General features: G+C 40.3%; 24 protein-coding genes and 1 riboswitch. Of the genes, 9 read left to right on the top strand and 15 right to left on the bottom strand.

The features are described 5' to 3' along the window. Window positions 1-80: 80 nt before the first annotated feature. Window positions 81-974, bottom strand: a complete 894-nt coding sequence (locus tag MHI20_RS12550; protein WP_340938766.1) for a hypothetical protein — start codon at window positions 972-974, stop codon at window positions 81-83. A gap of 182 nt (window positions 975-1,156) precedes the next feature. On the opposite strand from MHI20_RS12550, the gene MHI20_RS12555 reads away from it, so the two are divergent. Together MHI20_RS12555 and MHI20_RS12560 are read left to right on the top strand one after the other, a co-directional pair. Continuing rightward, window positions 1,157-1,708, top strand: a complete 552-nt coding sequence (locus MHI20_RS12555; protein ID WP_008347390.1) for a PadR family transcriptional regulator — start codon at window positions 1,157-1,159, stop codon at window positions 1,706-1,708. 4 nt (window positions 1,709-1,712) lie between these two features. Beyond that, window positions 1,713-2,201, top strand: a complete 489-nt coding sequence (locus MHI20_RS12560) for a DUF4188 domain-containing protein (protein ID WP_008347392.1) — start codon at window positions 1,713-1,715, stop codon at window positions 2,199-2,201. A gap of 10 nt (window positions 2,202-2,211) precedes the next feature. Here the strand turns inward: MHI20_RS12560 and MHI20_RS12565 are convergent, their stop codons facing one another. Then, window positions 2,212-2,835 (bottom strand): NUDIX hydrolase, encoded by a 624-nt coding sequence (locus MHI20_RS12565; protein ID WP_008347394.1) that lies wholly within the window; start codon window positions 2,833-2,835, stop codon window positions 2,212-2,214. 170 nt (window positions 2,836-3,005) lie between these two features. Here MHI20_RS12565 and MHI20_RS12570 point away from each other — a divergent pair, with 170 nt between their 5' ends. Further along, window positions 3,006-3,212, top strand: coding sequence for a helix-turn-helix transcriptional regulator (locus tag MHI20_RS12570; protein WP_025208285.1), 207 nt, complete (start codon window positions 3,006-3,008; stop codon window positions 3,210-3,212). Further along, window positions 3,209-3,889, top strand: coding sequence for a DUF3169 family protein (locus MHI20_RS12575; RefSeq protein ID WP_268381775.1), 681 nt, complete (start codon window positions 3,209-3,211; stop codon window positions 3,887-3,889). The genes MHI20_RS12570 and MHI20_RS12575 overlap by 4 nt, the downstream gene beginning before the upstream one ends. A 47-nt stretch (window positions 3,890-3,936) precedes the next feature. Here MHI20_RS12575 and MHI20_RS12580 read toward each other — a convergent pair whose 3' ends face one another. Then, window positions 3,937-5,283, bottom strand: coding sequence for an amino acid permease (locus MHI20_RS12580; protein ID WP_340938772.1), 1,347 nt, complete (start codon window positions 5,281-5,283; stop codon window positions 3,937-3,939). Between the two features lie 162 nt (window positions 5,284-5,445). Beyond that, window positions 5,446-5,525, bottom strand: a riboswitch (glycine riboswitch). Between the two features lie 276 nt (window positions 5,526-5,801). On the opposite strand from MHI20_RS12580, the gene MHI20_RS12585 reads away from it, so the two are divergent. From MHI20_RS12585 to MHI20_RS12595, 3 genes are all read left to right on the top strand, one after another. Further along, window positions 5,802-6,818, top strand: a complete 1,017-nt coding sequence (locus tag MHI20_RS12585) for a LacI family DNA-binding transcriptional regulator (protein WP_024720466.1) — start codon at window positions 5,802-5,804, stop codon at window positions 6,816-6,818. Between the two features lie 444 nt (window positions 6,819-7,262). Then, entirely contained in the window at window positions 7,263-8,444 is a 1,182-nt protein-coding gene (locus MHI20_RS12590; RefSeq protein WP_007497314.1) for an MFS transporter, read from the top strand. A gap of 18 nt (window positions 8,445-8,462) precedes the next feature. Beyond that, a complete protein-coding gene (locus tag MHI20_RS12595; RefSeq protein ID WP_008344408.1) occupies window positions 8,463-9,365 on the top strand; it encodes a shikimate 5-dehydrogenase in 903 nt (300 codons plus the stop codon). 47 nt (window positions 9,366-9,412) lie between these two features. Here the strand turns inward: MHI20_RS12595 and MHI20_RS12600 are convergent, their stop codons facing one another. From MHI20_RS12600 to MHI20_RS12640, 9 genes are all read right to left on the bottom strand, one after another. Continuing rightward, complete coding sequence (locus MHI20_RS12600; protein WP_024720468.1) at window positions 9,413-10,606, bottom strand: MFS transporter; 1,194 nt, start codon at window positions 10,604-10,606, stop codon at window positions 9,413-9,415. Window positions 10,607-10,921: 315 nt separating this feature from the next. After that, window positions 10,922-11,140, bottom strand: coding sequence for a YxiF family protein (locus MHI20_RS19240; RefSeq protein ID WP_419763108.1), 219 nt, complete (start codon window positions 11,138-11,140; stop codon window positions 10,922-10,924). A 9-nt stretch (window positions 11,141-11,149) separates the two neighbouring features. After that, complete coding sequence (locus MHI20_RS12605; protein ID WP_234925080.1) at window positions 11,150-11,344, bottom strand: hypothetical protein; 195 nt, start codon at window positions 11,342-11,344, stop codon at window positions 11,150-11,152. Between the two features lie 317 nt (window positions 11,345-11,661). Continuing rightward, entirely contained in the window at window positions 11,662-12,081 is a 420-nt protein-coding gene (locus MHI20_RS12610; protein WP_100324589.1) for a hypothetical protein, read from the bottom strand. A gap of 157 nt (window positions 12,082-12,238) precedes the next feature. Beyond that, a complete protein-coding gene (locus MHI20_RS12615; RefSeq protein WP_035390066.1) occupies window positions 12,239-12,601 on the bottom strand; it encodes a hypothetical protein in 363 nt (120 codons plus the stop codon). Between the two features lie 30 nt (window positions 12,602-12,631). Next, window positions 12,632-14,290 carry a ribonuclease YeeF family protein gene (locus MHI20_RS12620; protein WP_340939350.1) on the bottom strand — a complete coding sequence of 553 codons (1,659 nt, stop codon included), beginning with the start codon at window positions 14,288-14,290 and terminating at the stop codon, window positions 12,632-12,634. Between the two features lie 201 nt (window positions 14,291-14,491). Further along, window positions 14,492-15,727: a TerD family protein gene (locus tag MHI20_RS12625; protein WP_340938780.1), complete on the bottom strand. Its 1,236-nt coding sequence runs from the start codon at window positions 15,725-15,727 to the stop codon at window positions 14,492-14,494. Window positions 15,728-16,101: 374 nt separating this feature from the next. After that, window positions 16,102-17,541, bottom strand: coding sequence for a 6-phospho-beta-glucosidase BglA (bglA, locus tag MHI20_RS12635; RefSeq protein WP_340939352.1), 1,440 nt, complete (start codon window positions 17,539-17,541; stop codon window positions 16,102-16,104). A gap of 9 nt (window positions 17,542-17,550) precedes the next feature. Continuing rightward, complete coding sequence (locus MHI20_RS12640) at window positions 17,551-19,449, bottom strand: beta-glucoside-specific PTS transporter subunit IIABC (protein ID WP_340938781.1); 1,899 nt, start codon at window positions 19,447-19,449, stop codon at window positions 17,551-17,553. Window positions 19,450-19,604: 155 nt separating this feature from the next. Here MHI20_RS12640 and MHI20_RS12645 point away from each other — a divergent pair, with 155 nt between their 5' ends. Then, window positions 19,605-20,315, top strand: a complete 711-nt coding sequence (locus MHI20_RS12645) for a GntR family transcriptional regulator (protein ID WP_017368418.1) — start codon at window positions 19,605-19,607, stop codon at window positions 20,313-20,315. 38 nt (window positions 20,316-20,353) lie between these two features. Here MHI20_RS12645 and MHI20_RS12650 read toward each other — a convergent pair whose 3' ends face one another. Continuing rightward, window positions 20,354-20,917 carry an Imm64 family immunity protein gene (locus tag MHI20_RS12650; RefSeq protein WP_326112095.1) on the bottom strand — a complete coding sequence of 188 codons (564 nt, stop codon included), beginning with the start codon at window positions 20,915-20,917 and terminating at the stop codon, window positions 20,354-20,356. A gap of 322 nt (window positions 20,918-21,239) precedes the next feature. Here MHI20_RS12650 and MHI20_RS12655 point away from each other — a divergent pair, with 322 nt between their 5' ends. Next, the gene (locus MHI20_RS12655) at window positions 21,240-22,136 is read left to right on the top strand and encodes a PhzF family phenazine biosynthesis protein (RefSeq protein ID WP_340938786.1); all 897 of its coding nucleotides are present in this window, start codon (window positions 21,240-21,242) and stop codon (window positions 22,134-22,136) included. A gap of 39 nt (window positions 22,137-22,175) precedes the next feature. Here the strand turns inward: MHI20_RS12655 and MHI20_RS12660 are convergent, their stop codons facing one another. Beyond that, entirely contained in the window at window positions 22,176-23,036 is an 861-nt protein-coding gene (locus MHI20_RS12660; RefSeq protein WP_340938787.1) for a LysR family transcriptional regulator, read from the bottom strand. A 13-nt stretch (window positions 23,037-23,049) separates the two neighbouring features. Further along, the gene (locus MHI20_RS12665; protein WP_340938790.1) at window positions 23,050-23,556 is read right to left on the bottom strand and encodes a hypothetical protein; all 507 of its coding nucleotides are present in this window, start codon (window positions 23,554-23,556) and stop codon (window positions 23,050-23,052) included.

A 23,556-nucleotide genomic window follows, 5' to 3' on the forward strand; every position in this document is an offset into this window, starting at 1 on the left:
TTTTGAAAAACCTTCATGATCCCTATTTATTCTGATCGCCCTGAAATGCCATTCACAACATTCATCTGTTCCAACACGATCTACTTTTGCCATTCTTTCGCCTTCTTTTTGAATGCTTCTGTTTGTTCTTGATATTCCTCTTTCGTGACCGCTTTAAATTCTATTGTCCCGCCTGCCATTTTAAAAGGAAATTTAATGTATGTTGCGTCTCGGTCAGTCTCACCTAAAATAAAACCCTTTTCAATTGCAGGATAAGTACTCAAATCAAACATCATCCCATCAGAAACTCCACCGGCTGTATGTTTCGTTTCTTTATAAGGTTCACCACCATCTCCTGGGGCCTTTCTCATTAGAAAAGAACCTGCCCATTCAGACTGCATATACATTCGTTTTACTTTTAGAAATAGTTGGTATGAACCATCCTCTGCCGTATACAGATAACCATAAGCGCCTGTTACTTTCTTAATGAAGTTTCGTACATAATCATGAAATCTATTTTCCGTGTCATCCATCAGTTTCTCATATCGAGTATGAATGTCCTGTTGAACAGCACGTAGGTTTTTTTGATCAACTGCTTTGTATGTGATGCTGTGCTTTTCACCTTGTTTTTTCACAGAAAGATCCTTTTTGGCAAGGTGAACTTCATATGTGACCGTTTCTTTCCCTTGCTTCACATAAAATTCGTAACCGTTTTCAATTGATTTCCCATTTAATTGATATTTGTTGATAAATAGATTGGGATCATAATGCCTTTTCGGGTTTTCCTCTAAAATGGTTTCATTCAGATGACCTGTTACTTTTCCGTTTCTTTCCGTTACCTTGAACCAGTTCACACGATCATGAGTCTTATATGCAAAGGCGTAGGGATGATTCAAACCACTCTTTTTTGCGATTGCTTGATAGGCTATCCAACCGCCTCCACCAATCAGTAGTACCGCCAGAATAGTCATGATCCAGATTTTTGATTTACTCATATGTCCCCTCCAAACTATGATCGTTCACTCTATATGAAGGATTCATCTCATTGATTAACCAATCAGTGATCTCTTCACCTCCTTTCTAGGATTTATTTTTTTCTCATACCTCTTGTATCTGCAGTTATACATCGTTTATTATATATCTAAATGATATATCTTTTAGATAGGTGTGTTAATCAATGAAAAAATACAATGATACGACGTATGCGATTTTGGGGATTTTAACGACAGATTGTAAGTCTGGGTATGAAGTGAAGCAATTAATTGATAGGAGCTTGCATCACTTTTGGAAAATTAGTTATGGACAAATTTATCCAGCTTTAAAGTTAATAGTCGAGGAAGGGCTTGCGAAGGTTTCACCCGCTTCTACAACTGGGCGCTCAGACAAGCGGGAGTATCATCTGACTGAAAAAGGGCTGGACACGTTGAGGCAATGGCTGGCGCAGCCGCTCGATCAAGTACCATCAGAACGAAATGAAGTGTTATTAAAGTTATTCTTTGGTCAATATCTTTCGTTTGAGAAAAAATTGGTGCTTTTACAGGATTATGAGAGGCAGCTCCGTATCCGTTATGAGACATATGTTGCGATTGAACAAAACATTCAAGAGCTGTATCCAGATGAAGCTGATGCGAAGTATTGGCTGTATACGTTAGATTACGGAAAGAAAGTGGCGCAGGCTGGAATTGATTGGTGCGTGGAGACCTGTGAATCGATGAAGAAAGAAGGATGAACAAATGAAAAAAAATATACGTGCTGGCAGGTATACAACAGACAATTCTGAACCGATTGTTGTGTTCATTATCGGAATGAGAATCAATAAACGCTGGGCTGTCCATCAATGGCTGCCAGTATTTAAGGCGATGCCGGGGATGATCAAAGAACTTTATACACATCAAGAAGAGCTTGGTTTTCTCGGGACAGAAAATTACTTCGGTTTACGCACCACCACCATGATCCAATATTGGAAATCAACAGAGGACCTCCTTGCCTACGCCAAGATGGAGAAGCATTTGGCTGCTTGGAAAGGATTTAACCAAAGAGCACGAAATAATGACGCGGTCGGAATTTATCATGAAACGTATCAAATTCAAGCCGGCTCATATGAATCTATCTACGTGAACATGCCTTCATATGGATTGAGCCAAGCTAAAGCGCCCATCCTAATTGGAAAAGGGAAAGGAAAAGAAACCGCAAAAGAACGCCTTTCTACAACAAATTCCTAGAGCTGATTCTCTAGGAATTTCTTTTTGCAACCATCACAAAATGTTTTAATATGCGGGCAGTTAATCCCCAAATGGTGTAACGATCGTAATCATAAAACCACTCCTCAATCGAACGACTCCCCCAGCTGTATTTTTCTCCATTCATGATTTTTTCATAAGGAAAGTCCTCTCCTGGTGTTGGCTGCACCGATACATGGTGTAAGTACGGTTCGTATTGGCTGAGCCATGATAGAGGCACAGTAAAGGTCTCCTCTACTTCTTCTTGATTAAAGGAATGTTTGACCTGCTGTTCATCAATGATTCCGACAAATGGATATACCACAAAGGATGGAGAGGCAATATAAGGACTGAGCTGTCCTAACACCTTGACGGATTCGGGCGGAATCCCTAGTTCTTCATATGTTTCCCGCAGTGCAGCTTCTTGTGCGGTTTCGCCGCCGTCGAGTTTGCCTCCTGGGAAGCTAATATCGCCAGGCTGTTTTCTCATCGTCAGTGATCGCACTTCAAATAAAACATGCCATTCCCCGTCTACTTGCACCAAAGGAACAAGGACTGCCGCTTTGAACGCTGTCTCTTCTCCGATAAATAGCGGCTGTGATTGATGTAAATCACTTTTTAATTGATCAATGAACATGGGCATCACCTATTTTCTGTTTCTCTTTTCTTTAGCGTATCATTGATTTCCTTTTGAATAAAGGCGATCTTTCTGACAATTATTTTTATCGTTTTGACAATTATACTTGTCAAAATGAATATAATACTTTACAATCAAGATAACATTTTGATCAGAGTTGAGGTGACAGAATGAAAAATCGGCTAAAAGAGCTGCGGGCACGTGATGGTTTAAACCAAACGGAGCTTGCGAAACGGGCAAAGGTTTCCCGCCAGACGATCAGCTTAATGGAACGAGATGAATTAATGCCGTCTCTCTTACTTGCTATGAGGCTTTCACGTATTTTTCAAGAACCCATTGAACAAATTTTTCTATTCGAGGAGGATGAACTCACATGAAAACTGTATACAAAATGCTCTTAGGTGCTCTCCTTGGTTTTCTCGGTGCTTACTGTTTGCTGGCAGCCGAATTTGAGCTGACACTTCTGCAAGCTGCATTTGAAGCGACTCTTGTCATCACTGGCTTGACAGTTCTATTCATCATTTATTGTTTTTCAGGCATTTCGCGCATGAAGAAAAGAGTCTCTCTTTCAGTATCTGGTGATGAGGAGGATGAACTCGAGGTAAAACAGTACCGAACTTTTACTGATGTAACGTTAGCTAATACGGTGAGTACCATTTTATCGATCATTGCAATTGGTATTTCCATCGTGACTGAGCAGCCACTCTGGCTGATTCTCTCAAATGCTGCCTTATTTTTGATCACCGTCATTCTTTCTTATGTGTCGACCTCTGTCCTAAAGCTCGTCTATCCTAATCGTCACCTACCTAGTCCAACCGATAAAGATTATGGCAAAAAACTGCTCGCCATTTCTGATGAAGGCGAAAAGCATGTGATGCTCGATGGGCTTTTTCACACTTTCCAAATGATGAATATTTTATTGACCGGTGCCATGTTTATTTTGATTGTCTATTCTCTTGGCGCCAATCACTCTCAGCTCTTCTCCATCATCGTCGTTGGACTTGTTCTGATCATTCTTAATGCATACTATATGTTGAAGATTCGAAATCGTTAAATAAGCAAAAGCACAGCCATTTAAAAAGGCTGTGCTTTTTTCGTTCATTATGCTGAACGTCGTTTCTGTCGTGCATAAATCAAAAATAAGAACCCAAACCATACGGGTGTTAATAACAGGGCTGGACGTGTTGCGTCAGCGAAAAGCATGATGACAAGAATGGCAGCAAAGAGCACAAGAACCGCTATATTCACAAAAGGTGTAAATGGCGCTTTAAAGGTAGACACCTTATGCAGTTCAGGACGTGTTTTCTTATATTTCAGATGGCATATTAAAATAATACTCCATACCCAAATGAAACAAATGGCACTGATTGTTGTCACAATACCAAAGGCTTGTTCAGGAATTAGCTTGCTTAAAAGAGCCCCTACTGACACCACAATTGTCGACACAAACAGGGCATTACTTGGTACAGCGTGTTTATTTAGACGACCAAAGGATGCCGGTCCTTGTTTTTGATGACTGAGATTATACAAAATTCGGCTCGTTGAGAACATGCCGCTATTACAAGCAGACGCCGCAGATGTCAGGACGACAAAGTTGATGAGTCCCGCCGCTACTGGTATCCCAATGAGCCCAAAGGTTTTCACAAAAGGACTTTCTGATGCACTGAGTTCTGTCCATGGGTTGATGCATAGTAATACAAAAATCGCACCTACATAGAAAAATAGAATTCTTAATGGAATTTTATTAATCGCAGACGGGATGTTTTTTTGCGGATTCGCTGTTTCTGCTGCTGACACACCGACAAGTTCCACGCCCACATACGCAAAAATCACCATCTGAAATGACAATAAGAAGCCTGTCACACCATTTGGAAATAACCCTCCGTGTGACCACAGATTCGTTACCGTCACGGGCCCTGCATCTGTTTGGAAACCAATGATTAACAGGACAATTCCAACGCCAATCAACAGTAATATCGTAATCACTTTAATCAGTGCAAACCAAAATTCCATTTCTCCAAAAAGCTTCACCGTTAATAAATTAAATCCTAGCAAAATCAATAAACAAATAATAGCAGGAATCCACTGCGGAATATCAAACCAGTACTGCACATACACCCCGACCGCAATAACATCCGCCATCGCTGTCATAATCCAGCAAAACCAATACGTCCATCCTGTCACAAAGGAAGCCCATGGTCCAAGATAATCCTCTGCTATATCCGTTAAAGACTGATAGCCCGCCTTAGATAAGAGCAATTCTCCAAGTGCCCTCATGACAAAAAAGATGGCCATTCCGACAATTAAGTACGCAAAAATGATCGATGGTCCTGCCAATTGAATGGCTTTTCCAGACCCTAAAAACAGCCCAGTTCCAATCGTTCCGCCAATGGCAATTAATTGAACATGACGGTTTGATAAATCTCGCTTTAACTCTTGTTGTGCCAATTTCAACACCCTCCTACGACACGATCCTATACTGAAATAATGAACTCTCAAAAAGTCCATAAAAAAAGAGATTGGATGCGCTCCAATCTCACGGTCATAAAAGAATAGCAAAATAGAGAAAAGCAATACACAGTATGATCCATGCATCACAAATACAATATTTCGTACTCTTCTGTCCTTTTGCCTGAGATTGTGAACCCTTCGGCGCCGCACATACATGCGGTCTCTCCAGAAGCTGCTCCTGCCATAGTGTGACCCACAGCAATCATAGCCTTCGATATTTACTTTAAATGTTGCTATTTCTGAATAATTTTATATTTTACGCCTCTAAAAGAAAGCTGTCAATGGTAATCTTTTAAGATGTTGTTTCCTCCTTATCTGAAGCTGATATGACATCACTTCATCAACACCCCTTGATTAAGGTATAATGAAACAAAGAATGTTCGGCTCGTTTGGTGGAGACATCCATCTTGATGATGAACCATAGTTAGGCAATCCAATGAAGTTGGTGAAGACAAATGAAAAAAATGAACAAACAGCGTGTGACATTACAAGAAGTCGCTCGGCATGCCGGTGTATCGACTTCAACGGCCTCACTCGTTGTTCGCAACAACCCTAGGATCTCTGAAGCCACCCGGAAAAAAGTGCTGCAATCCATGGAGGATTTGGGATACGTGTACGATCGCGTCGCTGCCAACATGCGGTCGAAAAGTTCAAATATTGTAGGTGTGATCGTCACGGATATTTCAAACACCTTTATTTCTGAATTTTTAATCGGTGTGCAAACCACCCTTGAGTCACTTGGCTATACCGTTTTACTTGGGACAACCTTTGATAGTGTGGATAAGCAGGAGCGGCTCATCTCCACAATGGTAGAGCACCGAGTAGGTGGAATCATCTTAAATCCAGCATCGAAAAGTTCGACACGAACGGTGAAACAATTAAACAACATTCGCACACCAAAAGTATTGGCAAACCGTGAATTAGCAGATGTCCATTGTGATTATGTCGGCGTTGATTATGAACAAGGCACTTGGATGGCGGTCCGTCATCTTCTTCAAAAAGGGCATCGCCGCATCGCCTTCTTAGGTGGAATCAAATCCTCCTCGACTTGGATTGAACGGATGAAAGGGTTCAAAAGAGCCCATGATGATGAGGACCTGACGATGGATGAATCTCTTATTATCGATATGGTGCCTACCCGTGAAGGCGGGAAAGAAGCCCTTGCCCAAGTGATTGACCTTCCCGAACCACCTACTGCTATTTTTTGCTTCAGTGATTTAGTGGCGTTTGGGGTCATTCAAGAATTGGCAGCGCGTGACATCAAGCCTGGTGAAGACATTGATGTAGTTGGGTTCGATAACATCCCTGAAGCGGAGATGTATCACCCGCCGCTCACCACAGTCTCATCATTTCCACGATCCATTGGAGTCAAAGCAGCCAACCTTTTGTATCATAAAATGAACGAGCAGGATGAAGAACTGCAGCGATTGATATTAAAGCCTCAACTTCATATTCGAGAAACCTCGACATGATCATGAAAAGGAGAATTGCAAAGCGATTCTCCTTTTTTTATTGAGCAAGTCAACTATTTCTTTATTACATTTTTCTTTTTTTAAATCACAAAGTCATAAACTTGACACATTTTATACACAGGAGTATATTTATCTCGTTGCTTCTTTTAGTATATCGTTATACCTTTTTGTGAACATATCGTTATTTATCATATCAACTACAGTTAAAGATGGATCTTTTGATTCTGATCAAATCGAGGAAGTCCATCAACTGATGATAACTGTTATTATTTTTAATTATTTAGTAGAACGATGTACTTATTTGAAGAACAGATGAATATTCATTATTTTTTCATCAATCACACAAGGGGTGTTGTGATGGACTTAATATTATTTCGTTTAAGGAAATAACAAAGGGTAACAAGAATTTGGCCCGAACAGGGTTTCAAATATAGGAGTGGGAACATGAAAAATCCATACATTAAATCATCACTTGGCATGTACTTAAACTATTTCATGCTAGGCATGATCAATATTATTGTGGCATCAAACATGGAAAGCTTATCTGAACGCTACCATGTAGATATTCCAAAAATCAGCTTGCTTGTATCAGCAATCGGTATCGGTAAATTAATTGCTCTCTTTTTCTCTGGCCGGCTGGCAGACAGCTGGGGGCGAAAACCTGTCATTATTACAGGTAACTTTCTCTACTTATTATTCTTAATTGGGATTCCAACAACGACCAATTATACATTGGCTTTCATTTTTGCCATTTCCGCAGGGATTGCGAACTCATTACTTGATTCAGGAACATATCCTGCTTTGACAGAATCATTTCCTAAAAAAGCAAGTTCAGCTTCTGTTTTAGTAAAGGCGTCTGTATCAATTGGTGCGACTGTTCTTCCATTTATCTTGGCATTCCTTATTGCACATGACATCTTCTGGGGCTGGGCATTCTTTGGTCTAGGACTTCTCTATTTACTTGTAGGCATTTACTTGATCTTTATGCCGTTCCCAAATCATAAGCAAACGGCTTCTCAAAACGATCTTCCCGTTCAAGAGCAAATGAAGGAAGAACCGAAAATGTTTGGTGAAGGTTTAGCTGTTGTACTTATGGGATTCACGTCTACTGCATTATTTGTCGTATGGCAAACTTGGCTTCCACAGCTCGGGTTGAAATTGATTGGGCTTGGCTCAGGACAAGCGACACAGCTTCTTTCTTATTTTAGTATTGGTGCACTCGTATCTGTTCTATTGCTTTCAATCGTATTAGATAAATTCATTTCACCGATTATGGTCGCCATTATTTACCCAATCGGGGCATTCCTTGCCATGCTTTCACTATTTCAAATCGAAACGTACGGCATCGTCATTGTTAGTACCTTTTTCTTAGGATTATTTACAGCCGGCATTTTCCAGTTGGCGATGAGTATTATGATGAAATTATTCCCTACAAACAAAGCAACGGCTTCATCATATGTCAACATTGCGGCAAGCTCAGCGTTTATCCTTGTTCCGCTGATTACAAGCGGACTCGTCAGCACGTACGATATTAAAATGACTTTATTCTTTGATATGATCATTGCGGTCATCAGCGTATTGTTAGCAGTCTTTGTTTTACGACGCATGAAAAAATTGTTTAGATAATTAAAGGAGATGTCAATCATGACAAACATACACGAACGTAATATTGATGGAAAAACAAAATTAGTCGGTCTTCTTGCAACACCAATCGGGCACAGCCTGTCACCACGGATGCACAACCTTGGCTATACACTAACAGGAATCAACTATGCTTACCTTGCTTTTGAGGTAGGAAATGATGAACTAGAAGCAGCAGTAAACGGGATGAAAGCAATGGGTGCAGCTGGATTTAACGTATCCATGCCGAACAAAATGAAAGTACTCGATTACTTAGATGAACTAGATGATTCTGCAAAATATACTCGCGCAAGCAACACAGTTGTGAACAAAGATGGCAAGCTGGTTGGTTACAACACAGATGGTCTTGGTTATGTAAGAAACTTAATTGAACATGGCGTTGAATTAGCTGGACAAAAGGTTACACTCGTTGGATCTGGCGGCGCTGCAACACCGATCGCCATTCAGCTTGCACAATCAGGTATTCGTGAAATTAGTATTTTTGCTCGTAATGATCAATACTTTGTTCAAGCAGAAGAAAATGTAAATTACATCAACAACGAAATGAAATCATTCGGTGTCAAAGCGAATATCTTCCCACTTGAAGACAAAGACGCTTTCCGTCGTGAAGTAGCTGAAAGTGCGATCTTAGCAAACGGGACAAGCCTTGGCATGAAACCATTAGATGAGCTCAGCATTATTGACGATACCCTTGATGTATTACGCAAAGACTTAATCGTGACAGATGTCGTCTACAACCCGCAAAAAACAAAACTTCTTGCTCAAGCACAAGAAGCTGGTGCCAAAACGATTAACGGTCTTGGCATGATGCTATGGCAAGGTGCCCTTGCGTACAAACTCTTTACTGGCGAGGATATGCCAGTTGAACAAGTAAAACAAATTCTGTTTGAAAATGACCGTTTCTAAACGAAACACATAAAAAAGACGACCTCCGCTTTGGAAGTCGTCTTTTTTTATTCGTGTATCATCACACGGCGATATCGATAAAGGATATACACCGCGCCGATGATCGCCACAACAGCCACACCCGCATCAAATATAAAGATTTGCAAAATGGTCGAGTGGGTTTCGATCAAACCAGTGACGACTGGAATCACAATGGCGGACACTCCGCCTGCTGTTGAGATAATTCCTGTCATCGTCCCTTTGTTTTTCCAGAAGAACTCAGCCATTACGGTTAACGTCAGCTGAAAGACACCAGCTGTTGAAAAGCCCAATACAAAAGCATTGACGGTCCCGATGACTGGAGACTTCACGACCAATAGCACACAGATAGAGGCTAATGTAATAATCGGATAGAGTAGCAGCACGGTGACCGGACGAACAATGCGGCGCAAAAGAAATGCGAGCAATAAGACAGACAGCAAACCACCCATGCTATAGTAACTAAGCAGCTTCACAGCACTGCCAGAAGCCATTCCCAATATTTCCTCACCGTACGTAGGCAGCCAAATTTGCGGCAAGGCGTACAGACCATTTGATGTAAAACTGATCACAATCAGTGCGACCCCTTCTCTCCAAAACGTAGGCTCTGATGAGAAGCGAGGAAGTCCATCATGCTCCGTCACCTGAACTTGCTCCACCTTGCGATGATTCGGAAATGGCAATGTCCACAGCATCATCACATTCACTAAATAGATAAAAGCAGGTACAAAAAACGCAAATCCATAAAACAGATCATGCTCTGCTAAAAAGAAAATAGCGAGCGGCAGAATGGTCGCCCCAATCGAAATAAACGCCTTCACCATCACATTTGCAGATCCCGAGTTTTGAGGAAAAGCTTCCATTAAAGCCGGATACGTCCCTGCATCCATCGCCGAATTCGCCACCCCTGCCAAAATCGCAAACGCAAACGCGATTTGATAATTCGGAGACAACGGGATTCCGATGAGGAACACCGCCATCAGCACCCCGGAAACCAAAATGACCGGCTTTCGTCCAAAACGATCTGACAGTACGCCCGATAGACCATACGTGAGCACCCTGCCAATACCGAGTGCAGATATCATATAACTTATCCCCGCACTATTTGTATCTAATTGTTTGATCAAAAATGGCATATTAGAAGCCAAAATAATATTGACCATACCTAATAAAAAATAATTGATATAAAGACTAGAAGCCGTTCTCAAATACGGATTCCTCATGCTGACACACCCCTCAACACATTGCAATGAAGTGACAAATAATGGTTACGCTTACAAGATTCATGCGTGAGGAGAAACAGCTTTGCAACCTTCACGTACTTGAAACATCTCATCATTTCATGCAGCTCACAGCTTACATGCCCTTCATTTATCAAGCATCTCTTCAAATTTTCACTAGCTCTTATTTTATATGAATGTGAAAGGTAATGATAGTGAATTGCTTAAATTTGAGGGAAATGGTTATAGAAAAAAATCCCTCTAAACTCACATTCCCCAAAGACTAAGCTCATAAAAATATTCTGTACGCTCTATGCATCATCCAAAATGAAAATCCTCTGCTATTAAAATGAAATCACCGTATCCACTTGAGCATTTGATGTGCTCAAGAAGTTTCGTTAAATGATGAAACACTTCATCTACATTCACTAAAAGCGCTTCAATTTCATGATCTCGGAAAAAAAGCAATCTCCCTTGTTTAGGAGTCGCTATCACCCTTAAGGCCATTTCCGTTAACAGTTGTGTAGGCTTTTCTATATGCTCTAGTTAGTTGTCTCCATGTATTTGACTTTTATGTTCTCTTGATTGCAGGAAAGTAAATCCCTTCTGACAAAACAAATGATTTTCTTTGATCTCTAAAAAAGGGGGTTCTGGAATTTTCATATAGCTTAATTCGTTTATTAAGTGCTTTCTTCTGCTTTTTTTTAAGGTTTCGATTTTAGTTTTTCCTTTATTATTCATAGGAGCACCTCCACAAGGCGTAAACATTGCTCTCTAGACATCTCCCCCTTGAAAATTCCACCAGGCTACACGGTGGAATGAACTGACTTCCAGATCAAAATTTCTGGATATAAATCTAGGAAATCAAGATAAATGGGGACTCTGTATAATTAAATGTACGTAATAATGAATCTTATGTTTGTTTAAAATCCGAATAAATACATTCCTACTTACTCTATTTACAATGTGACATTTTTCATCAGTGTAAATTAAATAATCTTGATCAGTTTAAAACCAATCAAGATCTTATTTCATCATTAAATTTCAGCAATAACAGACTAATTTGAATGTATTTTTGAAATGAAGTCTTGAAGAACTGTCTTTGCTGGTAGGTTTGCAGTAGTAGTCAACATTTGATTTATACGTTCTGTAATCTGAGGATGTTTCAGTACTATTTTTGTACCCTCTTCAATAGGATAACTTCTTAATGTATCAATACAAATCTCAAATAATTCAACATCATTAGTATTCAGCAAATCCAATAAAATATGAAACTCATATTCATTGCACTCATTATCGAGACAGTACGCAATTTTCCGCTGCCACTCTATTGGTTTATGGAGTACCTGTTTTGATAGTTCTTCCCAATCGTTTAGGCTAAAAAACGAGAGTATCTCACTTACTAGTATATACCCTTCATCGTACCAAGAGTCTACCGTTGTATCAGCGGATAAAAGCTTATCCAGTTCTATATACATTTTTAATGCTCCAATTATGGTTCCACATATTTTTCTTTTTAAGCATTGTTTGGTTTTTATTCATTATCAGACCACCACCATCAAGCATGTACTGCTCTTAGAAACGGCAAAACAGAGGGGTACTAGCTTTATTAAACTCGTAGAAATACATACAGTTTTATTTCCACCAGTTAGATGTAATTTCTTTTAAATGAAATTCTATAAAATCTATCACTTTGCTATAGTCATCAGAGCTAAACTCCTGAATAGGATTGTCCCAATCTGTATTTTTAACTATTAGAACAAGATAGTTGCCATCTGAAGATAAATCGGGATACCAACCTAAGTCCAATGTTATTGATGATTTCTCATGATAAAGCTGTAACAAACTTTCAGTGAACATAAACCATCTTTCATCTTCTGTTTCTAACTTTCTAGGGTCAATTTCCCAAAAATGATTATAACGGACATTCCAACCTTCAGTTATCCTCAAGGGATGGATGTTTACTTCCGGAATATCAAGTTTCACATGCTTTCTCATCTTTATCCGACCTCTTTGTTAATTTTATAGTTATTTTATTCCTAATTTGTTTAAATACTTAGTTAATCTATCACCAGCTATTGGATGACCGTGATACACATTACCACTCGTTAGTTCTCCTCTAATCCAACTAGTAGATTTTCCATTATCATAACCAACAACTTTACCAGTATCATAAATGAAGTAAAAATTATTATTGCCATTATCAATGATATGCCCTCTTTGAAGAGCTTCTTTTTCTATCACTTTATTATTTATTTCAGGTAGGTATTGAGCATTTCGTCTTCCGGTTTCACTAAAACGTTTCGCTTCTTCAGCAGTTCTAGCCTTTAAATGCTTATTATCATGATGAGAATATACTGCACTATTTATCTTTATTCTAAAATCTTTTCTACCATAATAACTTTTATGAGCAATTTCATCATGCCTTTTTGAAATATTAGGTATACCTGAACTCTTTACACCCATCTTCCCATGAAATCCTTTCGCCCCAAACGGCAAAAGCATCCCCAAAGCCACATTCATACTCGCTTCCTGCTGTTCTTTCGAGACTTTATTTCCAAACATGTCTCGACCCGTAATCGCTTCGCTGAAGCCGTTGGTCGCGGTGAGTCCATATAAGCCTTTTTGTGATGTTTTCAACGCATCGAAAGACTTCTGTGATGTCTTGTAAATGTCGACCGCTCTGACTGCGGCGGACGTGGCTTGAGTCGTTTTATAGACAGCCTTTCCGCCTTTGAAAATGCGACCTGCCCAGCCGACAATCGGGATGTAGCCAGCTGCAGCCATGCCTCCTGCAGCAACTCGCTGTCCTGTGGTGAGTTCTTCACCTGTGATCGGATCGACACCTGTTGCGGCACGTTTTGCATCGTTCACGCCTGTCAGTTCATTGACGATATTTCCTCCGTAATCAAGAGCTTTTTCATACCACGGACGGTTGGCGAGCGCTTCTTGTTCCTTTGCAATCTTGCGGGCTTCTTCCTGATCTTTTTTGATTTTTAGATATTCAGAAGTTTGCTTCTCAATATCGCTTTTTGCCTTGTAGATTTCGCTATTTTGATACGCTTTCTTGTCAAAATTCATAGGCGAAATGGATTTTCCGTCATTTGTCGCATTCATCATTTCTGCGTACAATGCCATTGTAGCCTTCTCCTCATTCTCTGACAAAGCATATTCATCTTTTAGATTTTGATCAAGTTCTATTAAATCTTTAACCGTTTTCTTCCGTTCATCTTCCGCATCTGCAATCTTTTCGTCAAAGGTTTTACTATCAAATACCTCCAGAGAAATGAGGTCATCAATATCTTGAAAAATCGTTTTGAGTGCCTTTTTTTGATCCTTCACGATGCTTTTGGCATTCTTGATTCCCATATGTACAGCGTTGTCTAAAAAGTGTTCTTCTACAAAGGTGTCGCCGCCAAAATTTGTATCATCAAGTGTCCCAGAAACACCTTCATGAAAGGCTTTTTGTTTATCAATGAAGCTAATAAACATGTCCACATTTCCGGCGAGTTCTTTGTAGAAGCTTTTAATGTTATCGGCACCTTTTCCAGTGAAGTCGTCACCGAGGTTGGCAACACCTTGTAATGCCTTTTTTAAATCTATCATTTGTTCACGGAGTTCCTGATAGTGTTTTGCCCTTGTATCCATGGCACTGGTTAGTGCTTTTGCATCAAGTATCTTGCCCAGATTAAGCCACTCCCTCCATTATTGATCATAAAGTCTATTTTACCGTGACCTCCAAAACGGAAAAATAGGCTAAATGACATAAAAAATGGAATGGACTCTTTATTCAATTTACCCTCTCATTTGGATAAAAGAGTTTATCAATTGTAGGGATATAGAAAAGGCCAGACAGTTCATTATACTCTGTCTGGCCACATGTTCACGTTACTTATAGTCATTGATTGGTCCTTTATCCATCAAAACATCGATCTCATTTGAATATTTCATTTTTAACTTCGGTCTACGCTCAGAGTTTGGTTTACTGTAAAGCTCTAGTGGACGGATGATCACGCCATCTTTTGTGTTTTGAAGTATACCTGGAACACAAGAATAAATTCGATCATTGTCATTTGCATGTTTCGCGTGAATCGTGACAGACGTTCCTTGATGATTATCGATACTCATAGTCACTCTATATCTATAGAAAGAACCTGTTCCATTTGATTGAGCAGAGTAAACAACGGGTACCACCGCAAGGATATCATCATTTAACCTTAGTTTAATGACTTCTGTTTTCATTGATTCACGATCTCTACCGACATCTCCCATATGCTCAACAGCCCCGTTACCGTAACTTTTGAGAGCGGGAACACCTTTTGCGCCAAACATGGCCACATCTATTTGTTTTCCTGACTTCGTATAGACCAATGCGTAAATATCATAATCGGTGCCAGACTCCCAAGATACTGTAGCCGTAATCTCTGGTGTTTTTTCAATGATGATCGGTTTATGACCTTTGTCTAGACTAATTTTACCTTGAACTTTCTCTAAGCTAATAGGTGCAGCGACTTTCTCTTTAGCGGCTGTTTTCATTGGAGCAGGCTCATTAATTTGTTTTTCAGAAACCATTTGAGGAGGTGTAGAAACATCCTGTTCATCAGGTTCAACCTCCACCCCATAAAGCTTGCATAGCCCTTCCAATCCAGAATCGAAGCCACGCCAGATGGATCGTGCTTTCGTTTCACTATTTCTTATGTATAGCTCTACTACGACAATACCCTTTTCATTTGTAAAGCTTACTGGTGTTAGGTATAGGACCTCATCACCTGTTCGAATTTCTGCTTGCAGATTCTTCACATGAGAAAAGCCGATTCCTCGATCCTCTGTTAGTGTAATAGCCATCTTTGTGATTCCGACAGGCACTTTGCTCATATCAAAATTCAATTGATGTCTTTTCAACTGATCTGATATCTCTGCTGGTAAAAGTGTCGCGACACCCGTAGTACTCTCCGGCTGATTGTAAAAAATAATGCCATTATCTCCTTGAACTAGATTTGAATCTGTTAAGAGAAACGCCGTTAAAGAAATATCAATTGAAGATGACACTTCATAACTGATGGATAATTGCCCCTTTGGAGAGTTTAGTACGGTATTGGCACCCATTTGCAGAGTTTGATTCATTTCAACAACTCCTATTCTTTATCTACCCTTTATCGTTTTTATAGACCAATTATACCAAATTGTGCAATAGAACCTATTAATATCTTTCTCTCTTTTCATCTCTGCAATGATATGAGACAATGCCACCTAAAAACAAACTACTCTCGAAAGGAGAATCAATGTGTATAAAAAAATCATCCCAGCTGTTACAGTGATATTCGGTTTTTGGATTCTTCTTCAATTAGCATTTAGCATCAATATCTTTCACAATCCAATGAATTATTTTATTGTGATCACTCTCTTTTTTCTTTGTATTCAAGCTACATTGAAGCATAGGAAATAAAAAAAACCCGAACAAGCGAATCCCACGCTCATCCGGGCCAGCCATTTCTTTATTACACTTCTTCACCATTCGTTGCGATGACGTTTTGATACCAAGTAAACGAATCTTTTTTAAGACGCTTCATTGAACCATTACCTTCGTTATCGCGGTCAACATAAATCATGCCGTAGCGTTTTTTCATTTCACCGGTTGTGAATGACACGATATCAATGATGCCCCAAGGTGTGTAGCCGATGAGGTCCACACCGTCATATTCAACCGCTTTTTTCAGTGCTTGAATATGAGAAGCGAGATATTGAATTCGCTCTGGGTCATGAATAGAGCCGTCTTCTTCCACTTGATCAATGGCACCAAAGCCATTTTCCACAATGAATAGAGGGATTTGATAGCGATCGTAAAAACGATTCAATGTATATCTTAAGCCTGTCGGATCAATGGACCAGCCCCAGTCGCTTGATTTGATATACGGATTTTCTACACCATGTGGCAGTGCTCCATTGACAATGTCTCCGTTGTGATCAGATACTGCATCGCTTTTGACCGTTGTTGACATGTAGTAACTAAAGCCAAGGTAATCTACTTTTCCTTTTCTTAAACTTTCTTCATCGCCTTCTTCAAATGGAATATGATAGCCTTCGCGCTCAAATTCTTTTAACGCGTAGCTTGGATAGTAGCCACGCACTTGGACATCTGGGAAGAAATAGCGCTGTCTCATATATTCTTCTGCCAGCATGACATCCTGTGGGTTTGAGGAATATGGATAAATTGGCACGTGGGACACCATCGCTCCAATTTGAAAGGACGGATTGATCTCTTTTCCTTTTGCCACTGCCCATGCACTTGCAAGCAGTTCATGATGGCCCGCTTGATACATGACTTCTTTGGCATTTTCGCCTTCTTTGACAGATACCCCTGAATTTGTCCAAAGGAACAACGGGTTGTTGACGTCCATTTTGTTATTGATTTCATTAAATGTCATCCAGTACGTGACCTTGTCCTTGTAACGATTGAAGCATACTTCCGCGAATTTCGCGAAATATTCAGCGACTTTTCTGCTTCGGAATCCGCCGTATTCTCTTGCCAAATGAAGGGGCATTTCAAAATGAGACAGCGTAATGACAGGCTCGATTCCATGTTTAATCAGTTCATCAAACACATCATCATAAAACTGTAAGCCTGCTTCATTCGGCTCATCTTCATCCCCTTTAGGGAAAATTCGGCTCCAGCCGATCGATGTTCGCAAGCATTTTAATCCCATTTCAACAAACATGGCGATATCTTCTTTGTAACGATGGTAGAAATCAATGGCTTCATGGTTTGGATAAAAAGTTCCTTCTTCTATCGTTTCCGTGATCTGTCTTGGTACACCATGAGCACCTGCTGTCATCACATCTACAACACTCGGCCCTTTGCCAGCTGCATTCCATCCACCTTCGAATTGATGAGCGGCTAATGCCCCGCCCCATAAGAAATCTTTTGGTAAAGTCATTATCTATTCCTCCTATTTCACAATTGTCATCATCACGTCAGTTGGCTGACATGTCGAACGTTTCTCTACAATCACATCTTCGTATGCTTGGGTATTGGTAATGATAACAGGTGTGATTGTTTGTAATCCTTTGCTTTCAATTGCTTCCTGATCAAATGTCATCAACAAGTCACCCTTTTTCACCTTGTCGCCTTCTTTGATATTGAGTGTAAATGCCGATCCATCTAGAGAGACCGTATCAATTCCTACATGAACAAGTAACTCTACACCAAATTCAGAACGCAGACCAATCGCATGTTTTGTTGGTGCAAGCATGACGACACTGCCGTCAAACGGTGCAAACAGTTTGTTATCGGTCGGATGAATGGCAAAGCCTTTCCCCATCGCCCCAGAGCTAAATACGGCATCTGGCACTTCAGATAACGAAAGCACTTTTCCTGAAAGTGGAGCCGTGATCATTTCTTCATTGTTCATAGAAGTATTTGGCGTTTCTCCGTCTTGATCTTTAAGAGGTGTTTCACCAGCTGACTGTTCTACTGTATCTTCTCCATATCCGAACATTTGAATAAGCACAACTGGTAAAATCAGCGCAATGGCCACACCAATCAAAATACCAATGATAGACGTTGGATAATCTGCACTGATTCCGTTCACAATGGTCAGCGGGCCAGGCAGCCCTGCATATGCAAAGTAATAAGGCGTAAAGAAGCTGGCTACAACGGCACCGACCGCTCCAGAAATACACCCGAAAATAAACGGCTTTTTAAAACGTAAGGTGACACCGTAAATCGCAGGCTCCGTAATACCGAAGAGTCCTGTGATTCCAGCTGAAACCCCAACTTTCCGTGTTTCCCGATTTCTTGCTTTTAAAATAACTCCCAGCACCGCACCGACTTGAGCGATAACAGCGATGGTTTGATATGCCTGAAAAGAGTCACGTCCATATTGTTCAAAGTTCGCAAGCACCATTGGCGTGATGCCCCAGTGAACACCGAAAATCACGAGTACTTGCCAGAAACCGCCGATAATGGCCCCTGCCAGAGCTGGTACATTTTCAGCTAAAACATTGTATCCGTTTGCAATCCCATTTGCACCTGCTGTCGAAAGAGGACCGATTAATAGTATGGTTAACGGAACCATGACGACCATACATAAAAATGGGACAAATAGCGGTTTGACGACCTCATGAATTCGTTTGTTTAAGAATTTTTCTACATAGGAAAGAATCCATACTAAGAAAAGCGGTGGCAAGACGGATGATGTATAAACCGTTTCAGATAACGCAATCCCTAAAAAGGTCACACCTTCCCCTGATGCTACACGTCCAGCAATCTCTGTCCAAGAAGGACTGACAAGCGCTGCTGTACAAGCAACCGCAATATACATATTCGTTTTGAAATGCTTGGCTGCAGTTATCGCAATGAAAATGGGCAAGAACGTAAACGGTGCCCAAGAAATAAAGCTAAACACTTCATAAGTGCCTGTTTTCGAGAAGCTTGGAAATATCAAATTTATTAAAATAAGTGCACCTTGCAAAATACCAGCTGCGGCTAAAATATACACAAATGGCGCAAACACAGCGGACATGGTCGCAATGACCCGATTCAGTATCGTTCCTTTGTTTTCATTCGGCTGGTCATCATCCGACGTTTGGAGCTGAACAAGGTTGGAAAAATGCTCATATACCTCACCTACATGCTGACCGATCACAACCTGAAACTGACCACCGTTTTCCACCACTGTAATGACGCCAGGCATGGCGTTGACTGCTTCTTTTGCCTTTGGATTAGAACGCTTCAGCACCAAACGCAGCCTCGTGGCGCATCTTGCGGCACTCACCACATTTTCTTCTCCGCCAACTGCTTCTAAGATGTCTTCTGCAAGCTTTTGATAATCCCTCACTTTTGACATATAAACCCCCCCTTTATCACTACTAGTATATGTACATTATAATTATACCGGTACAATTTATCAATACATATATAATTTGAGTTTGCATATCAAAGAGAAATCGGGATGTGCTATAATACAAAGACAATAAATCGTGAAAACAAAGAGGAATGGCTATGTTAAAGTATCAACAAATTGCGAGCGATATTGAAAAATATATTGTCACACATGAGCTGCAGCAAGGAGACAAACTCCCTGTGCTTGAGACGCTCATGAATCAATTTGCTGTGAGCAAAAGTACAATTATCAAATCATTAGATTTACTCGAAAGAAAAGGGATTGTCTATCAGGTGAGGGGCAGCGGCATCTTTGTGAGAAGGCATAGGCGCAAAGGCTATATTAGCCTATTATCCAACCAAGGGTTTAAAAAAGATTTAGAGGAATTTCAACTGACATCAGAAGTTCTCACGTTAGATACCGTCAAACCGCCAGAAGAAGCTGCGCTGAATTTAAATATTGAACTAGATGAGGATGTTTTCTACCTTAAACGCATTCGTTACATCAATGGACAAACTTTATGTTTAGAAGAGTCCTATTACCGGAAAACCATTATTCCTTACCTCAACACAGAAATTGCAGCCGATTCGGTTTTTAAATTTATCAGCGAAGGCCTTGGGCTCAAAGTTGGCTTCTCGGATATGTACTTACAAGTAGGCAAACTAAACGAAACTGAAGCGAAGCACCTCGGACTTAAGCAAAATGATCCTGCTCTTCGCGTCGAAACCGTCTTTCATCTCACAAACGGCCAGCCCTTCGACTTCTCGAAAATCACGTATAACTACATGCAATCCCAATTTTTTATTCAGGCGAATAATTATTATGGGTGATGAAAGGAAAAAGCCCCTGATACATTCAGGAGGCTTTTCTACTGTTCTCTTTTAACCTTTAAATATTTCTTCCCTCTCTCTTGAGTAGTTAGCCCGTCAATGAGAGTATCACCATAAAAAATGACTAAATAATCCCCTTTACCTATAAGAACAACTGGAAAAGCATGATGTTCTTGCAGACTCTTTTCAACATCATCTGGATGAAGCTCGACTTCCATTTCATGACCAATGAATGCATACTCGAACGTAAGAGTATGATAAAGTTCTACAAGACACTGTACGATCTCCTGTTGAATACGAACGACATCATGTGAAACAACCTCTGTCCACTTTAAATATAGAACGAATCCCACAAAACCAGCTTCTTTTTGTATATTGATAGTCGTATGTTTTAGGCATGTTCCCGTCAATTCAAATTCTGTATAATAGCCTTCCAAGTAATTGTTTTTGATTTTATTCTCTTTTACATCATGTTCGATCCATGCTTCGCCATTAGCGTCCTGACTAAACTTTACTTTTGTTATTGAAATGCCTTTCTTTGTTAAATAGTCAATCAGTTTGTGAAAAGTGGTTATTAAATGAATGTCATCATAGAATACCAATCCAATATTGATATATCCTCCTAAAGCTATGCTGAATCCCTCGCCTTCTTTTTGTTTTGTTCAAGCATACTACAAAAAAGCAGATTCTCTTTGAACCTGCCTTTTGATCTATCATTATTTTTTTTTCAGCCTTAAACATCTTGACCGTCTTACCACTCTCTGACATTCCTTTTCCTGTAACGGTAAGACCTTTCCACCTTAGCGCCTAGTTGTTTGATATTACATGAACAATTCCAATACATCACATCAAAAAGATTCATTTTACGAATGCATCCTACACACTTATGATGAACATAACAACATGTTTAGGAGGATTCGTCAGATGAAAGATATTAGGGTGTATCATGTCGATGCGTTTACAACTGAGAAATTTGGAGGTAATGCCGCTGGGATGGTGTTGGATGCGGAATGGTTAACGGAGGATGAGATGCAGAATATCGCCAAGGAGTTGAACTTACCCGAGTCCGTTTTCTTGCTGCCGGCACATGATGAGTCAGCCGATTATCGAGTGAAATATTTCACTCCAACGGAAGAGGTCAATTTCTGCGGGCATGCGACGGTTGGGTTGACTTGGCTTTTAGCGACGGAGCTAGGAATGGCTAAAGAAAAATCAGGGGTTGTGTTAGAAACAAAGATCGGCCATGTTCCCGTTGTATGGCACGAAGAGAATGGCAAAGTTGTGGATGTGGAGATGACACAGGTCACGCCAAAGACGCGAGATTTTATCATCGATGTAGAAGAGCTTAGTGACATGCTCGGTATAAGCAGTGACAGGATTGATCCATCCTATCCTATAAAATTAGCAAACACCGGAAACTGGCATCTCCTGGTTCCGCTGAAACACCAGCATGACATTGATCAAGCAGCACCAAACCTAGCAGCTTTAGGAAAAATGAATAAAGAGCAGGATATCACAACGACTCATCTTTATACGTTTCAATCCACAAAGGACTGTGATCTTTATACAAGGGATTTTGCACCTGGCATTGGTATACCCGAAGATCCTGTAACGGGAGCAGCCAACGGGGCATTGGCCGGATATCTTTATTTGGAAGGGATCATTCCTCAGCAAGAAACCACTCATCTGCGCATTGCTCAAGGTGATGCAATCGGCAGACCAGGATTGCTTCGTATCACGGTCATTCCGAATGAAGCAAAGCCTGTCATTAAAGTAGCAGGTGCAGCATTTATTACCATTCGTGGGGTGATCACGCTATAAATTGATCAGCTTGAACAGAGACTCTCGTTCAAGCTGAATCTATTTAAAATGATCTTTGACTGCTTCAATCCATCTTTTAGTAGAGGGAGAGGCTGCGTTAAAAGATTTAAACGCCATATTGATTTCGCGATAAACACTGGTCTCAAGTGGAATCACGTTCGCATGAGGCACCTGAGGCGGCAAAATCATCTTCGGGATGATCGTGAGCCCAAGGCCTTCCTGAACCATAGAGATGAGCGTATTGTTGTCCCCAATCTCAAATAAAACATGGGGTTTTACGCCTCTTTCTTTTAATATTTTCTTAATGAGTTGATCACAGCCCGCTTTTGGAATAATAAATGGTTCATCTTGGAACGAAGCCACTTCCATCACCTTCTTTGTATGGAAACGATGACTCTCTTGCATGAGCACCACCAATTCATCTTGAAACAGTGGAACAGTTTCCAAATCTCTAGATGGCTGTGTTAAAAACCCAAGATCAACTGTGCCAGATGCGATCCACTCTTCAATTTCTTCATAGCCGCCTTCGTATAATTCCAATTGGATATTGGGATAACTTTTCGTAAAACGATGAATGAGCTGCGGAAGCATTTTTGAAGAAAAACTAGAAAACGTGCCGATCTTGATACTCCCCACTTCCATCCCTTGAATCAACGCCGCCTCCTGCTCAAGCAATGACGCATGATGAATGATTTGGCGAATATGCGGCATCACCCGCTCACCTGCATCTGTCAGTGACAGCCCGTTTCGATTCCGATGAAGCAGCACAATCCCAAGCTCTGACTCAAGCTTCGCCATATTATGACTCACCCCAGACTGCGTCAGCCCAAGCTTCTCACCAGCTTTTGTAAAGCTACCGCATTCGACGACTGTTTGAAATACTTTGTATGGGAATGTCATTTGTTTGCTCACCTCACTTTAGATCTTGGCAAAACCTACTGTTAGACATGTCTGTGATTTTTCGATTTAATTGTTGTTCGACCAATTGAAAACATGCCTGCTGAATCCATAAACGTTTAAATGTATAGAGTTGTTCTTTTTCATCGCCATGCATCTCTTCATCTTTTTCTAACTGAAAATCTGTTAAATCGATTTTGTCATGAACATGCATATGAATAAAAACATGCGCATTGTGAAAATCATGCATATGCTCTACTAAAGCTGAGATATTGGTGATAAAGTCATCAAATATATCTTCTTCTAGCGTTTTCTTGAGATCTAGATGGCTGTGCACATCCATTGATATGTAATTATCTCTTTCATCCAGTTCTTCTTGAGTGGCCAGAGGGTTATCATGAATCGTTGCTTTTCTATTTAAATCTGTAATCGAGAAATAGACGATCATGTCTTTATTATCGAGAAATTCATACTCCCATATCTCTGCATCTCTTAATCTTAAAATGCGGGTGAGATTGTCCAA

Source organism: Bacillus sp. FSL K6-1106, assembly GCF_038005245.1.
GTDB classification, from domain to species: domain Bacteria; phylum Bacillota; class Bacilli; order Bacillales; family Bacillaceae; genus Bacillus; species Bacillus altitudinis.